This window comes from Duganella sp. CF402, from assembly GCF_900109645.1.
GTDB lineage: Bacteria > Pseudomonadota > Gammaproteobacteria > Burkholderiales > Burkholderiaceae_D > Rugamonas.
Map to the genome: position 1 here is coordinate 102,427 of NZ_FOBG01000005.1, position 17,621 is coordinate 120,047.

18 protein-coding genes are annotated in these 17,621 nt (G+C 63.7%); 4 read left to right on the forward strand and 14 right to left on the reverse strand.

The window, feature by feature from the left end; translation table 11 throughout:
* Nucleotides 1–51: 51 nt before the first annotated feature.
* On the forward strand, nucleotides 52–1,431 hold the full coding sequence (mnmE, locus tag BMZ70_RS26840) for a tRNA uridine-5-carboxymethylaminomethyl(34) synthesis GTPase MnmE (protein ID WP_092281341.1): 1,380 nt from the start codon (nucleotides 52–54) through the stop codon (nucleotides 1,429–1,431).
* Nucleotides 1,432–1,617: 186 nt separating this feature from the next.
* Here mnmE and BMZ70_RS26845 read toward each other — a convergent pair whose 3' ends face one another.
* Nucleotides 1,618–2,553: an SMP-30/gluconolactonase/LRE family protein gene (locus tag BMZ70_RS26845; protein ID WP_092281343.1), complete on the reverse strand. Its 936-nt coding sequence runs from the start codon at nucleotides 2,551–2,553 to the stop codon at nucleotides 1,618–1,620.
* Nucleotides 2,550–3,521: a sensor domain-containing diguanylate cyclase gene (locus BMZ70_RS26850; protein WP_092281345.1), complete on the reverse strand. Its 972-nt coding sequence runs from the start codon at nucleotides 3,519–3,521 to the stop codon at nucleotides 2,550–2,552. The genes BMZ70_RS26845 and BMZ70_RS26850 overlap by 4 nt, the downstream gene beginning before the upstream one ends.
* Nucleotides 3,522–3,781: 260 nt before the next feature.
* Between BMZ70_RS26850 and BMZ70_RS26855 the strand changes: the two genes are divergently transcribed.
* Entirely contained in the window at nucleotides 3,782–3,991 is a 210-nt protein-coding gene (locus BMZ70_RS26855; RefSeq protein ID WP_092281347.1) for a hypothetical protein, read from the forward strand.
* Between the two features lie 6 nt (nucleotides 3,992–3,997).
* Here the strand turns inward: BMZ70_RS26855 and BMZ70_RS26860 are convergent, their stop codons facing one another.
* Nucleotides 3,998–4,621, reverse strand: coding sequence for an Hpt domain-containing protein (locus tag BMZ70_RS26860; protein ID WP_229205612.1), 624 nt, complete (start codon nucleotides 4,619–4,621; stop codon nucleotides 3,998–4,000).
* Nucleotides 4,622–4,683: 62 nt separating this feature from the next.
* Nucleotides 4,684–5,613, reverse strand: a complete 930-nt coding sequence (locus BMZ70_RS26865; RefSeq protein ID WP_092281349.1) for a CAP domain-containing protein — start codon at nucleotides 5,611–5,613, stop codon at nucleotides 4,684–4,686.
* A 112-nt stretch (nucleotides 5,614–5,725) separates the two neighbouring features.
* On the opposite strand from BMZ70_RS26865, the gene pssA reads away from it, so the two are divergent.
* Entirely contained in the window at nucleotides 5,726–6,481 is a 756-nt protein-coding gene (gene pssA / locus BMZ70_RS26870; RefSeq protein ID WP_092281351.1) for a CDP-diacylglycerol--serine O-phosphatidyltransferase, read from the forward strand.
* 9 nt (nucleotides 6,482–6,490) lie between these two features.
* Here pssA and BMZ70_RS26875 read toward each other — a convergent pair whose 3' ends face one another.
* Nucleotides 6,491–7,408 (reverse strand): aldo/keto reductase, encoded by a 918-nt coding sequence (locus BMZ70_RS26875; protein ID WP_092281353.1) that lies wholly within the window; start codon nucleotides 7,406–7,408, stop codon nucleotides 6,491–6,493.
* A 182-nt stretch (nucleotides 7,409–7,590) separates the two neighbouring features.
* Between BMZ70_RS26875 and BMZ70_RS26880 the strand changes: the two genes are divergently transcribed.
* The gene (locus BMZ70_RS26880) at nucleotides 7,591–8,778 is read left to right on the forward strand and encodes an EAL and HDOD domain-containing protein (RefSeq protein WP_229205613.1); all 1,188 of its coding nucleotides are present in this window, start codon (nucleotides 7,591–7,593) and stop codon (nucleotides 8,776–8,778) included.
* A 120-nt stretch (nucleotides 8,779–8,898) separates the two neighbouring features.
* Here the strand turns inward: BMZ70_RS26880 and BMZ70_RS26885 are convergent, their stop codons facing one another.
* The 9 genes from BMZ70_RS26885 to BMZ70_RS26925 all read right to left on the reverse strand — a co-directional run bounded on the left by BMZ70_RS26885 (nucleotide 8,899) and on the right by BMZ70_RS26925 (nucleotide 17,412).
* Entirely contained in the window at nucleotides 8,899–10,044 is a 1,146-nt protein-coding gene (locus BMZ70_RS26885) for a D-alanyl-D-alanine carboxypeptidase family protein (RefSeq protein WP_092281357.1), read from the reverse strand.
* Between the two features lie 43 nt (nucleotides 10,045–10,087).
* On the reverse strand, nucleotides 10,088–10,756 hold the full coding sequence (locus BMZ70_RS26890) for an alpha/beta hydrolase (protein ID WP_092281359.1): 669 nt from the start codon (nucleotides 10,754–10,756) through the stop codon (nucleotides 10,088–10,090).
* A gap of 5 nt (nucleotides 10,757–10,761) precedes the next feature.
* Entirely contained in the window at nucleotides 10,762–11,079 is a 318-nt protein-coding gene (locus tag BMZ70_RS26895; RefSeq protein WP_092281361.1) for a (2Fe-2S) ferredoxin domain-containing protein, read from the reverse strand.
* Nucleotides 11,080–11,106: 27 nt separating this feature from the next.
* Nucleotides 11,107–12,222 (reverse strand): VanZ family protein, encoded by a 1,116-nt coding sequence (locus tag BMZ70_RS26900; protein ID WP_092281389.1) that lies wholly within the window; start codon nucleotides 12,220–12,222, stop codon nucleotides 11,107–11,109.
* A gap of 125 nt (nucleotides 12,223–12,347) precedes the next feature.
* Nucleotides 12,348–12,971, reverse strand: a complete 624-nt coding sequence (locus tag BMZ70_RS26905; RefSeq protein WP_307184483.1) for an ABC-type transport auxiliary lipoprotein family protein — start codon at nucleotides 12,969–12,971, stop codon at nucleotides 12,348–12,350.
* A 9-nt stretch (nucleotides 12,972–12,980) separates the two neighbouring features.
* Entirely contained in the window at nucleotides 12,981–13,919 is a 939-nt protein-coding gene (locus tag BMZ70_RS26910; RefSeq protein ID WP_092281363.1) for an MlaD family protein, read from the reverse strand.
* On the reverse strand, nucleotides 13,919–14,746 hold the full coding sequence (locus tag BMZ70_RS26915; protein WP_092281365.1) for an ABC transporter ATP-binding protein: 828 nt from the start codon (nucleotides 14,744–14,746) through the stop codon (nucleotides 13,919–13,921). Before BMZ70_RS26915 ends, BMZ70_RS26910 begins: the two co-directional genes overlap by 1 nt.
* Entirely contained in the window at nucleotides 14,743–15,861 is a 1,119-nt protein-coding gene (locus BMZ70_RS26920; RefSeq protein ID WP_092281367.1) for an MlaE family ABC transporter permease, read from the reverse strand. The genes BMZ70_RS26915 and BMZ70_RS26920 overlap by 4 nt, the downstream gene beginning before the upstream one ends.
* Nucleotides 15,862–15,936: 75 nt before the next feature.
* Nucleotides 15,937–17,412, reverse strand: coding sequence for a B12-binding domain-containing radical SAM protein (locus BMZ70_RS26925; protein ID WP_092281369.1), 1,476 nt, complete (start codon nucleotides 17,410–17,412; stop codon nucleotides 15,937–15,939).
* Nucleotides 17,413–17,621 lie beyond the last annotated feature (209 nt).

A 17,621-nucleotide genomic window follows, 5' to 3' on the forward strand; every position in this document is an offset into this window, starting at 1 on the left:
GACAAAGCCCGCGTTGATCGCGGGCTTTTTTTATTGAATACAATTGATGTTATGAATATCGACTCTTCCCCTATCGCCGCCATCGCCACCGCACCGGGACGCGGCGGCATCGGCGTGGTGCGCGCCTCCGGCAAAAACCTGAAGCCGCTGATTGCAACGCTGTTCGGCGACATCGCGCTGCAGCCGCGCCACGCCACCTACATCCCGTTCAAGCAGGCCGATGGCAGCGTGATCGACCAAGGCATTGCCATCTGGTTCAAGGGACCGCATTCGTACACCGGGGAAGATGTGCTGGAACTGCAAGGCCACGGCGGCCCCATCGTGCTGCAAATGCTGCTGGCGCGGGTGCTGGAAGCCGGTGCCGAGAGCGGCTTGCGGCTGGCCGAGCCGGGCGAATTCACGCGCCGCGCCTACCTCAATGACAAGCTCGACCTGGCGCAAGCCGAGGCCGTGGCCGACCTGATCGATGCATCGACCGAAGCGGCGGCCAAGTCGGCCTCGCAATCGCTGTCGGGCGCGTTCTCGAATACCGTGAACAAGCTGGTGGGCAGTGTCACCAACCTGCGCATGCTGGTGGAAGCCACGCTGGACTTCCCGGAAGAAGAAATCGACTTCCTGGAAAAATCCGACGCGCGCGGCCAACTGAAAGGCATCGTCGACGCACTGGAGCAAGTGTTCAAGCAGGCGGCGCAGGGCGCCTTGCTGCGCGAAGGCCTGAACGTGGTGCTGGTAGGCCAGCCGAACGTCGGCAAATCCTCGCTGCTGAATGCGCTGGCGGGGAATGACGTGGCGATCGTCACGCCGATCGCCGGCACCACGCGCGACAAAGTGACCGAGACCATCCAGATCGAAGGCATCCCGCTCAACATCATCGACACCGCCGGCATCCGCGCGCCGGAAGAGGCGAGCGACGTGGTCGAGCGCATCGGCATCGAGCGCACCTGGACCGAAGTGGGCAAGGCCGACGTCATCCTGCACCTGCTGGATGCCGACCACGGCCCGTCGCGTTCGGATGAAAACATCATGGAAGCCTTCCCGCAAGGCGTGCCGGTGCTGCGCATCTGGAACAAGATCGACCTGTCGGGCCACAAGCCGGCGGTGGACCAGATGGACGAGGCGACCCACATCTACCTGTCGGCGCACGAGCACATCGGGATTGACCTGCTGCGCCAGGAACTGCTGCGCATCGCCGGCTGGCAGCAGACTGGCGAATCGCTGTACCTGGCGCGCGAGCGCCACCTGATCGCACTGAAAAACGCCGGCGCCCATCTGGCGCGGGCTGGCGAACACGCGGCGCAGAACGACCAGTCGCTGGACCTGTTCGCGGAAGAACTGCGGCTGGCGCAAGTTCAACTGTCGAGCATCACCGGCGCCTTCTCCTCCGACGACCTGCTAGGCGTCATCTTCAGCCGCTTCTGCATCGGCAAATAAATTCAGGGTCAGCTCTGTCATTTGGACACGCGCGCCACAAGCTTGAGGTACCTCAAGACGCGCCGCGTCCGATCGTGGAGCGCCCTGATCACTGTCGATGGTAATTCGTTCTGAAATTGACGCATCCCGTATTGAGATGCATCAAAGGTGTTGCGCGCGTGTCCAAATGACAGAGCTGACCCTGAATTAGTAGGGCGAGCCGGTGACGTCGAGTTTGAGTTGCCAGACGGCGCCGGCGCCGGTGATGTAGAGGGTCTTGCCGTCGGCGCCGCCGAATGCGGCGTTTGTTACGTTGGCGTCGACTTTGATCGTGGCGATTTGCTTGCCGGCCGGCGTGAATACGCGCAGGCGCTTGTCGGTGTGCTCGGTGACGTAGATGTTGCCGTGGCAGTCGACCGCCATGCCGTCCGGGATGCCCAGTTTGTCCACCAGCGTCTTGCCCTGCTGCGGCACGCCGTTCACGATGGCATACGCACGCAGTACGCCGTGCTCGCCCACCATGCCGTTCACGTACAGCACGTCACCCTTCGGCGACAGCGATACGCCATTCGGATTCTTCAGCGTATCGTCCACCACCGTCACTTTGCCATCGGTCGCCACGCGGTACACGCGGGTCTTTTCCTGCCCGCCCGGCGCGGCGTCGCGCTGGAAGTCGGGATCGCTGAAGTACAAGGTACCATCCGCAGCCAGTGCCAGGTCATTCGGCGAGTTGAAGACGTTGCCGTTGAACTGGCTCACCACGTCGCTGCGCTTGCCGTCCAGCGTGTAGCGCGATACCGATTTCCACTTGTGCGTGCCGGCGATCAGGTTGCCCTTGCCATCAGTCGCCAGGCCGTTGCTGCCGCTGTCGTCGATCACGGTGCTGACTTTGCCGCTGGCGTCCAGCTTGAGAATGCGCGACGGGAAGCCCGGCCCAAACGTGAAGTCGGAGAAGTACAGCGCATCCTTGATCCACACCGGCCCCTCGTACAAGCCCGGCTCGCTGCGGGTGCTGTTGGCGGCGGCGATGCGGGTGGCGCTCAGTTCGCCGGACGGGGCTTTGCCCGTGCACACACCGGTCGCGGCGTGGGCCAGCGGCGCGGCCAGCATGGCTGCCAGAATCAAGGTACTGCGTAACTTCATGCTGCATTCTCCTGTTGGTGACGATAAACGATGACGCAGTCGCGCCCGGCTTTCTTGGCGGCGTACAGGCAGCTGTCGGCGGCGGCCAGCATGGCGGCGCCTTCGTTCAGCCGGTCTTTGTCGAAGGTGGCCACGCCGATGCTCATGGTGACGTGCGGCCGCGTCGCCGCCGGTGCGTGGCTGATGTTGAGCGAGGCGATTTTGGCGCGGATGGTTTCGGCCAGCTGCGCCGCCTGCTCGCCGCTGGTGTCCGGCAGCACGGCCGCGAATTCCTCGCCGCCATAGCGCGCCGCCAGGTCGGCCGGACGCTGCAGCATGGAGGCGAAGGCTTCCGCCACCAGGGTCAGGCAGGCGTCGCCTTGCTGGTGGCCGAAGTGGTCGTTGTAGGCTTTGAAGGAATCGATGTCCATCAGCAGCAGCGACAGCTGGCCGTCGTTGCGCTGGGCGCGCCGCAGTTCGCGGTCGAGCGCGACGTCGAAGTGGCGGCGGTTGGCGATGCCGGTCAGGCCGTCCACATACGATTGCGCGCGCAGCGCTTCGGCCTGGCTGCGCAGCTGGCGCTCGCGGCCGACGATGGTGCTGATGTCGCTCACTTCGATCAGGCAGAAGCGTTCCTTGCCTTCGTTGAACGGCGTCACCGACACCGCCTGCTCGACGCGCTCGCCGCCCCAGCTGCCGGCCGGGTACAGCGGGAACGGCGACGGGTTCAGCGACGGCGACAGGGTCTGCGGCAGGTTGCTCTGCAGCGCGCTCAGCACCGCCTGTTCCAGCCGCTGGCCGCGCAGTTCGCCGTACAGGTCGAACAAGTCCTGCCCCAGCACCCGGTGTGCCGACTTGCCGGAACGGCTGGCCATCCACTGGTTCCACATGACGATGTGCATATCGGCATCGATGACGATCATGCCCAGCTGGGCCAGCCCGAGCACGCGCGCGGACAGTTGGTGCGGTACAGAAGCGGATTCAGTCATGCGTGCTTTCCTGATGGAATTGAAAACGTGTCCAGATTATAAGGGCAGCCACGCGGCTTGCTGCACTATCGTAACTCGCTTTTTCATTGAAAAATATTTCCCCGACTGTAGCCTCAGCGGGCGTCGCATTTATCCTGCTATTATTGTTTGTCGCAAATGGGTATGCCGTTTCAGGCAACCGTTGAGAAATCTCATGCTTGCGGCTATTCCGCTGAAGTAATCTTGCAACTGACCTAGCGTGGCCTGGAAAGGAGTGCAGCGTGGAACCGATACAAGAGAGTCTTCCCGACGACGGCGCCGGCATGCCGCCCCCCAGCGCCGCGACGCCGGCGCCGCCAGCGCGGACGCGCCAGATGCTGCCGCCCAAGGGCTCGTGCTGGTACTGTGAAAAACCGCTCGATAATGTGCGCCGCTTCTGCGACAAGGAATGCGCCGACGCGTTCGACGAAGAAAAGGAATACACCCGCTAAGGCCGCTCAGGCCATCGCCGCCTGCAAGGTCGCCAGCGCCGCCTCAAAGTCGAACTGGTGCGCCGCTTCCGTCACTTCCTGAAATACTTCCACTCCCAGGCTCGCCGCCAGCACCGTCGCCGATTGCTCCAGCACGTCGATCGCCGCGCCGTCGCCCTCGTCCAGCAGGCGCGCCAGATGCAGCAACAGCATGCGGGTTTCCGGCACGTGCGCGCGTGCGCCGGGATGGTCGGCCGGCACCGCCAGCATTTGTTGCGGATCGCCGTCGAGGATGTCGTCAATGGCCGTGATCAGCGCGCGCAGCGCCAGTTCCAGTTGCGCCAGCGGCGCCGACCAGCCGGGCGCCGGTCCCGCGCACAGCGGTTCCAGCCGGGACGCCAGCAAATACACTTGTTGCGCGCCGATCATGCCGGCCGCGCCCTTGAGGGTGTGGACGATGCGCTGGCCGTGGCCCGGCTCGCCGTTGTCCAGCGCCGTGCGCGCCTCGCAGCCGCTGTCCGGATAGCGCTGGCGGAAGCGGCGCAGGATTTGCAGGTAGAGCTCGCGGTCGCCCATCAGCTGCTGCAAGCCGGTCTCCACTTGCAGGACGTGGCCTTCGACAGGTTCTGGCGGGCTGGGCAGGGTCATCATAGACGCTACGATAGCAGACAGTGTGACAATGAACAGTTAAATTCGTGCAACACCTGCGGCTTTTATTTGGTGCTGAACGACCAGCTGCGGCTGACATCCACGCCGCCCACCGCGCCGTTGAAGCTGACGTCGTAGGTGGTGGCGCTGCGCAAGGGCGCCAGCGGCACGATGGCGGCGGCGCTGCTGCTGTCGTTGCTGGTGCCGTTGGCATAGCTCAGCAGGCGGGTCTCGAGCGCCGTGCCGCCGCGCGGCGTGACCGTAAAGCTGCGCACCAGTACCGTGCGGCCGTAGTCGGCGTGCACGCTGATCGGGTAGCCGACTTCGTTGCGGTCCGGTACCGGATCGGGCGCTTCGTTGTCGCTGAAGAAATTCAGCGCCACATTGGTTTGATTGGCTACCGGGTAGACGGCCAGGCGTCCCTCGCCCAGTCCGCTCAAACCGTTCACGGCCGCGAAGTCGGCGGTGAAATAGGTGTAGCCGCCGCTCACGCTGGCCGCGCCGGTGCCGATTTCCTTGAACACCGGCTCGAAGATCACGAAGCGGTGGTAGATGGCGGCAATCAGTTCCTCGGCCTGGTAGAAGCCGGAGCCGCTGGTGGTGGCGGAAATCACTTCGCCGGCCGAATAGGAGCCGCTCAGCGTGTAGCCGGCGGCGAGCAGGCGGTTGGTCAGCGCCACGCCGGTAAAGCCGGGCTGGCCGGGCGTTTGCTCGTGGGTGATGGTGCGGTTCAGGCGCTGGTAGTCTGAATGCCCCTGCGCCGCCACATCGATCAGGCTGTTGCGGGCGAGGGTGGTCAGGCCGACCTGGTTGCGCCGGTAGTTGAACCAGTTGTAGCCGTCGGTGGCGGTATTGCCCGTGAGCGTGGGCGCGCCCGGCTCTTGCGTGGGCGGCGTGATGACCGGTCCGCTGTTGCTGGTGCTGTCGCTGCCACCGCCACAGGCGGCCAGCAGGGCACACAGCAACGCTGCGGGGAGAATGCGCGATTTCTTCATGATGGGTAAATTCTATGCCGGATTTCAAAACCGCCGCACCCGTTACACATGGTAAGCTTGCCGTCTATTTTTTCGGGATGCACCAGTTTTGAAGCCTTTACACCATCCGCGCATGCAGCGCGCCAAGTTTGCCTTGCCCAGCATGGTCACCCTGATGTCGATCGCTTGCGGCTTTGGCAGTATCGTCATTTCGGTCGACAACGCGTTGATCGGCGCGGCGCACGACTACCGCCTGGCGGCCGTGCTGCTGGTGCTGGCCGGCGTGTTCGACGCGCTGGACGGCATGGTGGCGCGCGCCACCAACACCCAGTCCGACTTCGGCATGCAGCTCGATTCGATTGCGGATGTGATGAACTTCGGCTGCGCGCCGGGCTTGCTGCTGTATTGCTGGGGCTTCCAGCAACTGGGACTCGAGCATCCGACCCTGCTGCGCTTGGGCGGCATGGCCAGCTTCTTCTTTGTCGCGTGCGGCGCGCTGCGGCTGGCGCGCTTCAATGTGAATGTGGGCCGCACCGACCCGCGCTACTTTGTCGGCATGCCGATCACGGCCGGCGCGGCCTGTGTGGCTTCAGTGGTGGTGGCGTGGCCGGAGCCGGCGGCTACCGTGTTGCAAGGCGTGTGGGTGGTGCTGCTGCTGTTCGTGGTGGGTACGCTGATGGTGTCGACCGTGCGCTTCCCGAGTTCCAAGCAAAAGAAAAGCTGGACTGCGCTGGTGGTATTGCTGATTAACCTCGGCCTGCTGGCCTGGCTGCAAGCGGTGTACTTCGTGCTGTTCTTTGCCTTCTACATCGGCCTGACGCTGGCGCTGAACGCGGCGTGGAGGACCGGCTGGACGGGCGTCGCCCCGCCGGTCGTCTACGAGGATTAAGCTCGCAGTTTAAGCTACCTCGTGGCCACGGGCCGCGCGCAGGATCTCAAACCACTGGCTGCGGCTCAGGCTGAACTGGGTCGCTTCCACCGCTTCTTTTACTGCTGCAATGCGGCCCGAACCGGTCAACGGCACCGGGCGGCTTGGCAGCTGCATAATCCACGCAAACACTACCGCGCCGAACGGGCGCTGCAACTCGTCGGCGACCTTCTGGATCACGCCGCGCACGCGCACGCCGGCCGCGTCGTCGCTGCTGAACAGGCGGCCGCCCGCCAGCGGCGACCAGATCATCGGCGCCACGCCCAGGTCTTGCAGGCCGTCGAAGGTTTCGTCGAACATCGGCGCCACGTGCAGCGGCGAGAACTCCACCTGGTTGGTGGCCAGCGGAATGCGGCGGTTCAGGCTTTCAAATTGATGGCGAGTGAAGTTGGACACGCCGAAGTGCTTGACCTTGCCATCAGCTTTCAATTTCTGGAACGCGCCGGCGATTTCATCGAAATTCATCAGCGGATCCGGGCGGTGGATCAGCAGCAGGTCGAGGTGGTCGGTGCCCAGCTGGCGCAGCGAATTCTCGGCCGAGGCGATGATGTGGCTGGCGCTGGTGTCATAGTGCTGGATGGTGTGCTCCGGGCGCGCCGCGTTCACCAGCTTGATGCCGCACTTGCTGACGATCTGCATTTTGTCGCGCAGCGAAGGCTGCAGCGCCAGCGCTGCGCCGAACGTGGCTTCCACGCCATAGCCGCCGTAGATATCGGCGTGGTCGAAACTGGTCACGCCCAACGCCAGCGCCTGCTCGATCCATTCCACCCGCTGCTGGGGCGTCAGGTTCCATTCATTCATGCGCCACATCCCGGCCACGATGCGCGACAGCGTCAGGCCGCCTTGGTAGGTCACGAGGGAGGGGCAGGTCAGGTCGGTCATCGGCATCTTTCCAGGTTAAGTGAGAGGCAGGAATTATAGTATGATCAGGACGTATGCTGACTCAACGGAGGGATCAAGTGGGATTGTTATCGTTTCTGAAATCGAAGCCGGAACCTCAAGCCACACCCGCCAGCGCGCCAACTGCTGCGCCCGCTGCACCGCCTCCGTCTGCCCCGGCTGCCGATGCTGTGATCACGCGTGTCGAGATCGTCGACGAGCGTCATCGCCTGTGCGGCTACCGTTTCAACGCGCCGCTGCCCGAGCAGGCCATGATCGATGCGCTGGTGGCCGGCCATATCACCGACTTCGCGCAAAAGCGCGTCGCCCTGGTGCAGATCACGATGGACGCGGTGGTGTTCAACCGCCACCTGCCGCTGGTGGCGCCGTACACGGTGTTCCTGCTGGATCGCAAGACAGCCAACCTGCCGGTCGACCAGATCGCCGGCCGCATCGCGGCCTTGCGCGAAACCGGCTGCAAGGTGGCGCTGCGCGGCGTCTCGCTCGATGCCGACGATGCGCCGCTGCTGGCCAAGTGCGACGTGGTGCTGCTGCACCTGCAGGAGCACACGCTGGCCGAGTTCCAGACCCTGTCCAAGCAGTTGCGCCTGCGCTATCCCGACCTCAAGCTGGTGGTGGACGGTGTCGAGTCCTGGGACGAGCAGCGCATGTGTGCGTCGTGGGGCGCCAACTATTTCATGGGGCATTTCCTGACCACCACCGACAAGGTGGATCCGGACGCCAAGATCGATCAAAGCCGCATGACGTCGATCGAGCTGCTTAACCTGCTGCGCACCGATGCCGAATTGCCGGCCATGATCGAAGTCGCCAAGCGCGATCCGGGCATGACTTACCAGGTGCTGCAATGGGCGAACGCGCCGGGCAGCGGCCAGACCACCAAGGTCACCAGCCTGCAGCAGGCGTTCATGGTGCTGGGCCGCAACCAGCTGTATCGCGGCCTGACGGTGTCGATGTTCCGCCTCGGCGGCGGCGCCAACAAGGAGCGCGATGAATCGCTGCTGGAAGTGGCGCTGACGCGTGCGCGCTTCCTCGAGACGTGCAGCAAGCTGCCGCAGGCCAAGCGCGATGAGTTGTTCCTGGTCGGCTTGCTGTCGCTGTTCGATGTGTTGTTGAGCGTGCCGATGGCTAACCTGGTCGGCAAGATGCATTTGTCGGACGATATCCGCGATGTGCTGCTGGGGAAAGAGGGCGCTTATGGCCCGTATCTGACGATGGTGCTGCTGCTGGAGCGGGACAAGGTCGACCGCGCGTTGGACATTGCGGCAACGCTGGAGATTGATATCGACGGCCTGCCGCAAGTGGGACAGGCCGCCTTCCAGTGGGCGCAGGAATCGATGCAACAGACCGGCGCCGACTAGCGTCATTCCGCCCACTGGGCGAAATGACTCCCGGCGCAGGCGGGCGGTCCGCCGCTGCGGTCCATGCTGAGCGTCCGAGCTCGGCGTTCTATGGGTTCCGGCCTGCGCCGGAACGACGCGTTACTTCAACCACAGACGGATCGAATCCCAGGCGCGGCCGAAGATCGAGGCTTGCTCCACGGTCTCCAGCGCCACGACTGGGAGTTCCAGCATCGGCTTGCCGTCCACCACCATCTTCAGGGTGCCGACGCGGCTGTTCTCTGCCAGCGGGGCGACCAGCGGATCCTTGCGCTCCAGCGCCGGTTTCATCTTGCCCGCCACCCCCTTCGGCACGGTCACCATCACGTCCTGCGCGAAGCCGATCTTGACGGCGTTCTTCGAACCTTTCCAGATCTCCGGCGTGGCGATCGGCTGGCCTTTCGAGTACAGCTTGACCGTGTCGAAGTTCTGGAAGCCCCAGTTCAGCAGCTTCTGGCTTTCCTGGGTACGCACCTGGTCCGACGAAGTGCCCAGCACCACCGAGATCAGGCGGCGCTCGCCGCTGCCGTTCGGACGCTTGGCCGAGGCGATCATGCAGTAGCCGGCCGCCTCGGTGTGGCCGGTTTTCATGCCGTCCACGGTCGGGTCCAGCCACAGCAGGCGGTTGCGGTTCGGCTGGGTGATCTTGTTGTAGGTGAAGGTCTTCACCGAATCAATCTTGTAGAACTCCGGGAAGTCCTTGATCACGTGCTGCGCCAGCTGCGACAGGTCTTGCGCGGTCGAGTAGTTTTCCGGCGACGGCAGGCCGTGCGGGTTGGCGAAGTGGGTCGAGGTCAGGCCCAGGCGCTGGGCTTCCTTGTTCATCAGCACCACGAAGGCGGACTCGTCGCCGGCAACGGCTTCGGCCAGCGCCACGGCGGCGTCGTTACCCGACTGCACCATCAGGCCGTACAGCAGGTCGTTGATGCTGACCGGGGTGGCCGGGTCGATGAACATCTTCGAGCTGGAGGAGTCCACTTTCCACGCCTTGGTCGAGACGTTGACCATCTGGTTCAGCGCGATCTTCTTGTCGCGCAGCGCGCCGAAGGTCACGTAGGCGGTCATGATCTTGGTCAGCGAGGCCGGCTCAATGCGGGCGTTCGGATCCTGCGAGGCGATGATCTGGCCGCTGGTGGCGTCCAGCAGCAGCCAGGATTTGGCGGCGATGGTCGGGGCCGGCAGCGTCTGCGCCACGGCCGAGGTCATCAACATCACACTGGTGGCCAGTGCCGCGATAATTTTCTTCATGTGATCTGGTGGTAAAAGTTAAAAGCCCGATGATTATAGTTGCTTAGTCCGCGTTTGCGGTGTCCGTTTCAGCGTCGGTTAAGCCGCTGCCGCCCCACAATTGCGTGACCCAGCTCTTGATGTGGCCGAGCTTGCGGTGGAAGAAGTGGTCGGCGCCGGGGATCACGATCACCGGGATATCCTGCGGGCGCAGCCAGTCCAGCACGTCGATCAGCGGGATGGTGTCGTCGTTCTCGCCGTGGATCAGGATGGTGTCCGCCGGGATGTCGGCCATCTGCCATTTCTTGGCGGCCGCGCCGACCAGCACCAGGCGCTCGGCCGGCGTGCCGGCGGCGGCCAGGCGCTGCGCCAGGTGGGTCTGGACATAGGTGCCGAACGAGAAGCCCGACAGCGCCACCGGCAGGCCGGGGAATTTTTCGGTCATCCACGCATGCAGGATGGCCATGTCGTCGGTTTCGCCCTGGCCGTGGTCATGTACGCCCTCCGATTTGCCGACGCCGCGGAAGTTAATGCGCGCCACCACGTAGCCGAGGTTGACGAAGGTGCGCATCAGGGTCACGGCCACCTTGTTGTCCATCGTGCCGCCGTACAGCGGATGCGGGTGCGCCACCAGCGCCACGCCGCGCGGCGCGGCGTCGTCCGCCGGGTAATCGATCACGCCTTCCATTTGGCCGGCGCCGCCGGCCAGGGTGAATTTTTCGCTCTTGTTCATAGTTCTCAGATTTTCAGACGTTCCACAACCTTGCCGTTGACCAGATGGCTGTCGATGATTTCATCGATGTCGCTGGTGTCGACGTAGGTGTACCAGGTGCCTTCCGGATAGACCACCATCACCGGGCCTTCCTCGCAGCGGTCGAGGCAGCCGGCCTGGTTGATGCGCACCTTGCCGGCGCCGTTCAGGTTGAGTTCCTTGCAGCGCTTCTTGGCGTGCTTTTGGGCGGTTTCGGCGCCGTGGTCGCCGCAGCTGTTGCGGCCGTCGTCACGCTTGTTCATGCAGAAGAAGACGTGGTGCTTGAAGTATTGGTTGTCGCTCATGGCGGTGCCTCTTTAAAGTCGTAGCCGCTATGATACCTTGGCCGCGTTTAGCTTGTGGGCCGGGAGCCACAGGAACCAGACCGCAAAGAACGGCCACATCAGCGACAGGAACTGGGCCGCGCCGTTGAAATTCAGGAATTTGCCCTGCACCCATGTTTGCAAAGTGGCCACGAAATACGGGTTGGCCGGGGTGGTGTTGATGATGACCAGGCCCAGCAGCAGGGTGGTCACGGCCAGCCGCCGCTGCGCCACATGCGGCGCGTAGGCCAGGCCGGCCAGCATGATGGCGCCGATCAGGAAGCCGCCCTGGGCGCCGGGGGTGATCCAGACGAAAGCATTCTCGGGCGCGAACAGCAGGGCCGAGGCCAGCGCTTTCACGATCACCGAGGCGGCGATCATCAGCCCCACCAGCAGCCCGCGCGGCGAGGGCTTGCGCATCAGGCACAGCAGGGTCAGGCCGGCGCCCACCATGCCGCAGGCGGTGATGATGGTTTCGGACAGCCAGTATTGCTCCACCGTCAGGTCGACGTCGGGGCGCACGAAGCTGGCGAGATCGATCTCCATGTCCAGCAGCTGCGACAGCCATTCGGACAGGATGGGCAACAGCTGGCCCAGGCCGTACAGGAAGTTTTGCGGGTAGATTTGCGCCAGCGGCCACAGGGCCAGCAGCACCAGGCCCTGGCTGGCATGCGGCGCGAACCAGGCCTGGCGCAGGCGCTGCAGCTGGCTTTGGTCGAGCAGGCGGCGCACCGTCAGCACGCCGATCAGGCCGCCGATGGCGCAGCCGGCGGCGTTGGTGTAGAAGTCCAGGTTGGAGGAGACGCGGCTGGGCAGGTAGGTCTGCACCGCCTCCATCGTGCCGGACACCAGCAGGCCGGCGGCGGCGGTGATCAGCAGCGCCAGGATGCCTTTGACGCGCGGGTACAGCGCGTAGGCGATCAGCGTGCCGAACGGGATGTAGCCGATGATGTTGATGATGGCGTCGAACTTGGTCCAGTAGCGCGGCATGCTGGTCGTCTCGAGGAAGATCAGCGGCGACAGGCCTTGGTTGTGCCAGCCGGAGAACGGGAACCAGCTGGCGTAGACGATCAGCAGCAGGTAAGCCAGCAGCGCCGCGCGCGTGATGGGCGAGGTCTTGCTCATTGGCGCGATCGGCGGCCGGGCGGAGGTGGCGGAGCTGGCAGTCTCGGCGCCCGGTGCGGCTTGCGCATCCGCCGTAGGCGCAGGCGCGGCTTCGCGCGCTGCGTCTTGCGGCGGCAGGTTCTCCGTCATTTCGACGGCGGCAGCGCCGCCAGCCAGGTGAGCAGGTCGGCAGCGACGGCGTCGCTGGCGTCGGCCAGTGCGCGCGCGCCGCCGGCGGCATCGGCGCTCGGCGCCGCAACGCTGCCGCTAAAGGTCCTCTGGTCCACCAGCTGGTGGTTGCGGAACACCGAGGCGCGCAAACTCAGCACGCCCTTGCTGCTGGTGGCGCTGTCGAAGTTCTGCGCGAAATCCTCCACCTCCATGCGCAGCACCGTGGCGCTGGCGGCGGCATCGGTGGTCGACAGCACCTTCACGCCGGCCTGCGACAGGCGCGCTTTCATGCGTTGGGTGAGCAACTGCGCCGGGGTGCTGACCCACTGGTTGTATGCGTAAGGACGCGATTGACGTGCATCGGAATACAGCAGGCGGTAATGCATGCGCTCGGTGTCCAGCGCCGCCGGGCCGCTGACATCGGCCACGATGATCGCGCCGATCTTGCTGGCGCTGGCCGGCGCCGGGCCGGCGGTGCTGGCGGCAGCGGGCAGCGGTCCGAAATCATACTGCGCGGTCGGCGAACCTTTGCTGGCGCACGCGGCCAAGGCGAACGCGATGGCTACGACGGCGGCGTTACGGATGGTGGTCGTCATCATCTCGGTTCCTTATTTGCTCTGGGCGTTGAAGCCTTCTTCACCGGGGCCGGGCGGCGTGCCTGGCGCGCCGAAGATCAGGCTTTGCGGACGGTCGTTAATCTTGTTCATGGTCTTGCGCAGCGCGCGCATCGACGCGCGGGTGTCGTCGGACAGCGAATTCACTTGCGGCAGCGTGTCCAGCTCAATGCCGCCGGCCACCGCATCCACCGAGCCGCCGATGCGTTCCACCGTATTGGTGATGCGATCGATCGGGCCGCCCTTGGCTTGCAGGTTGGTGGTCAGCTTGTTGACGTCAGTAGCCAGCGCGGTCACCGAATTCAGCGTTTTCTGGGTCTGGTCGGCCAGCGCGGGCAGCTTGTCGATGGTCGGCTGCAGTTTTTCCGGCAGCTCGCGGTACTTCTGCGCTGTCTCGCTCACATCGGCAAACGCACCGAGGATGACCTTCTGGTTGTCCGCATTGAGCAGCGTATTCAGGCGGCGCGTCACTTCCTCGGTCTGCGTCAGGATCTCCTTGCCGCGCTTTTCGATCTGGTCGAACAGGCCCGGGCGCAGCGGAATACGTGCCGGATGGTCGCTGCTCGTTGGCAGCAGCGGCGACCCTACCTTGTCGTCATCGAGCGCGATGAAGGCGATGCCGGTCACGCCTTGATAACCCAGGCCGGCGAACGTGGTGGTGGTAATCGGCGCATCGGTGTTGATGTTCAGCGTGACGAGGATTTGTCCGGCCACTTTGGGATCAAAGGCGATGCCGCCGACGCGGCCCACCTCCAGGCCGCGATAGCGCACCGGCGCTTGCGGGTTCAAGCCGGGAACCGCCTGCGCGGTGGCGATCACGTACGGCACGCGCTCGACGCGGTCGCGGTTGAACCAAAGGCCGTACAGGATCGCCGCTATCAGCAGCGTGATCGTGAAGAAGCCGGTAGTGAGGGCATGGGATCGGTTTTCCATCAGTGCTCCGTTGATGTTTTTTCTTCCAGCGCTTCCAGCGCGCGGCGGCCACGGTCGCCAAGGAAGAACTCCTTGATGAACGGGTGGTCGACTTTCAGCAGATCGCACAGCGGACCCAGTGCGATCACATGTTTTTCCGCCAGCACGGCGATGCGGGTGGACAGCGCGAACAGCGTATCGAGATCGTGCGTGACCATCACCACCGTTAAACCAAGTTCACGGTGCAGCGATTTAATCAGTGCCACAAAGGCTTCCGACAAGTCGGGGTCAAGACCGGCGGTGGGCTCGTCGAGGAACAGCAGCTTGGGCTCCAGCGCCAGGGCGCGCGCCAGGGCCACGCGCTTGACCATGCCGCCCGACAGGTCGGACGGCATCTTGTTGGCATGCTCGGGGCCGAGACCCACCATGTTCATCTTCAGCAGCACCGCGTCGTGCACCAGTTCTTCCGGCAGCACGTGCAGCTCGCGCATCGGCTGGGCGATGTTCTCGAACACCGTCAGCGCCGAATACAGCGCGCCTTGCTGGAACAGCATGCCCCAGTGATTGCGCAGTTCCTGCAGGCGGTCGGAATCGATCTCGCTGATGTCCTCGCCGAACACGCGCACGCAGCCGCGCGCCGGGCGTTCAAGGCCCAGCATCTGGCGCAGCAGCGTGGTCTTGCCGGTGCCCGAGCCGCCGACGATGGACATGATTTCGCCCTGTTCGATTTCGAGATTCAGATCCTGATGCACTACCGTGCGGCCGTACTTGGTCCACAGGCCGGTGATTTCGACCACCGGCACGCTGCCGTCGAGCGTCAGTTCGCCGTCGATGTCGCAACTGCTCATAAGGAGAACCCCACGCCGCTAAATACAATCGCAAATACCGCGTCGGCCAAGATAACCGCCGTAATCGCCGTCACCACCGACGTGGTGGTGCCGCGTCCGAGGCTCTCCGTATTCGGCTTGATGCGCAAACCAAAGTGGCAGGACACCAGCGCAATCAGCATGCCGAACACCACGCCCTTGCCGATGCCGATCATGTAGTTCGCCAGCGGCACGGCTTCCGGTAGCTTGAGCAGGAAGTACTGCGGCGACAGATTCAATTCCACCTTGGCCGACAGCATGCCGCCCATCAGCGCGATGGTGTCGGTCCAGATCACCAGCAGCGGCATGGCGATGGCCAGTGCCAGCACCTTCGGCATGATCAGGCGGAAGCCGTGCGAGATGCCCATCACCAGCATGGCGTCCAATTCCTCGGTCACGCGCATCACGCCCAGCTGCGCGGTGATGGAAGAGCCGGAACGGCCGGCCACCAGAATCGCTGCCAGCAGCGGTCCCAGTTCACGGATGATGCTCATGCCGAGCAGGTTGACCAGGAAGATATCGCCGCCAAAGTTGCGCAGCTGCTGGGCGGACAGATAGGAGAACACCACGCCGATCAAAAAGCCCACCAGCGCTGTGATGCCCAGCGCCTGGAAGCCCGCGTGATAGATATTGGCCGAGATCTCCTTCCACGGCCCGCGCAGCGGATCGCGCAGGAAGCGCCAACTGTCCAGCACCACCTGACCGATCAAACGCAGCAGGCCGGCCATGTGCTCGAAGAACAGCAGCATGGCAAAGCCCAGCTTCATCACCAGCGTCAGGCGGTTCTGGCGCGCGCGCGGCAGCTCCAGCGTGCCGGTGGTCTCAAGGCGCTTGAAGAACTCTTCCAGTTCAGGCGCCAGTTGCAGGTTGGCCGGGCGGGTCTTGCCCCAGGCATTCCAGAACAACTGGGCGCCGATATGGTCCATGCTGTCGATGGCCGACAGGTCCCATTCCAGCTGGTCGCCGTTGAGTGATTTGAGGAAGGTGGTGATGGTGGACATCGCCGAGCCCTGAGCCAGCGCGTGCACTTGCCAAGTGCCGGTCGCAGCGACGGCGCCGGCATTGAGGGTGAGAGTGGGCTCTTGAGCGGTAGGCATGCCTCAAGTTTAAGGGAGTTTGGCCCCGGCCGCTACCAAAGCGTATACCGGGACTCCCTTTCGGTAGATGCGTGGTCAGGCGGCCAAACGGCGCGCCTGGCGCTTCGGTGCCGGCGTTTCGGCCAGCTTGGGCTTGGCGCCGCCGCTGTAATCACTGGCCAGCAGGGCGTCGGCGTCGGCCTTGTCCATGCCCTGCGTTTGCAGATAGCGCGACACCATCGTCACCAGCCGCTCCAGCGCAATGCGGTGGGTGGCGTCGGTGTTCGCGTACAGCCAGTCCGAGAACGCCATGAAGCGCTGGAACGGCGCATCGCCCAGCAGCACCGGCAGCGTATGTCCGAAGCGGCCGGAATTCGCCACCAGATCCCAGTAGCGCGCAAAGCGCACCAGCCGTTGCATGGTGCTGAAGTCGATATCCTTGTTGGCCAGGATGGTGTACGGCGCATACGGGTCGTACACCATGCCGAATTCCTGCGTGTGGCGGATGATCGGCGTGCCGCGCAAGCGCTTCAGGATACCGAACTGGATCTCGTGCGGCTCCAGCGCCCACAGCTTGTTGAAGCCTTCGGCAAAGCTCTCCACCGTTTCACCGGGCAGGCCGGCGATCAGGTCGACGTGCATGTGCGCGTGCGATTGCTTGGTCAGCCAGCGGATATTGTCGGCGGCCTTCTGGTTATCCTGCTTGCGGCTGACCAGCGTTTGCACCTCGGGGTTGAAGCTCTGGATGCCGATCTCGAACTGCAGCGCGCCTGGCGGGAACTTGGCGATGCCTTCTTTCAGCGCATCCGGCAGGTGATCGGGCACCAGCTCGAAGTGGGCGTAGACCGGATCGTCCGGGTTGGCTTCCAGCTTATCGAGGAAGAACTGCATGATCTTCAGGCTGGTCTTGATATTCAGGTTGAAGGTGCGGTCGACAAACTTGAACAGGCGCGCGCCGCGCTGGTACAGCGACTCCATCTCGGCCAGGAAGCTATCGAGCGCGAACGGCCACGCCGTCTTGTCCAGCGCGGAGAGGCAAAACTCGCACTTGAACGGGCAGCCGCGCGAAGCCTCTACATAGAGCGTGCGGTTCTTGATGTCGTCGTCGCTGTATAAAGAATAGGGCAGCTTGATCTCGGCCATCGGCGGCTGTACGCCGGCGTGCACTTTCATCAGCGGCTTGGGGCCGCGCAGGATTTCGCCGCACAGTTTAGGGAAGGTCACATCGCCCCAGCCGGTAATCACGTAATCGGCCAGCTTGACGATCTCCTGCTCATTGGTCTCGTGCGAGACTTCCGGGCCGCCCAGCACCACGGTCACATGCGGCGCCACGCGCTTGAGCATGGCCACGACCTTGGCCGTCTCTTCGACGTTCCATATGTAGATGCCGAAGCCGACGATCTTCGGCGCGTACGACAGGATGCGTTCAACGATCTCGGTCGCCTTGGCGCCGATGACAAATTCCTGCAGGCGGGTTTGTTCCTGCAGCTCGCCCATATTCGCCAATAGATAGCGAAGGCCCAGCGAAGCGTGGGTATATCGGGCGTTGAGGGTGGTAAGCAAAATAGACATGTGAGTATTTTACTTGAGGGGTTGACGACTGGCACGCCATCCCCCATAATCTCGTTCCTCTGCTGCTGAACACAACGCTTCGCAGCAGATAGAAAGACCCTGATCTTTAAAAAATTACAGTCGATAAATGTGGGCGTTTGATGCTGCAACAAAAGCATTAAATGCTCAAACAAAGAAATACTGTCAGTATTTTGAGTAAGAGCGAACCA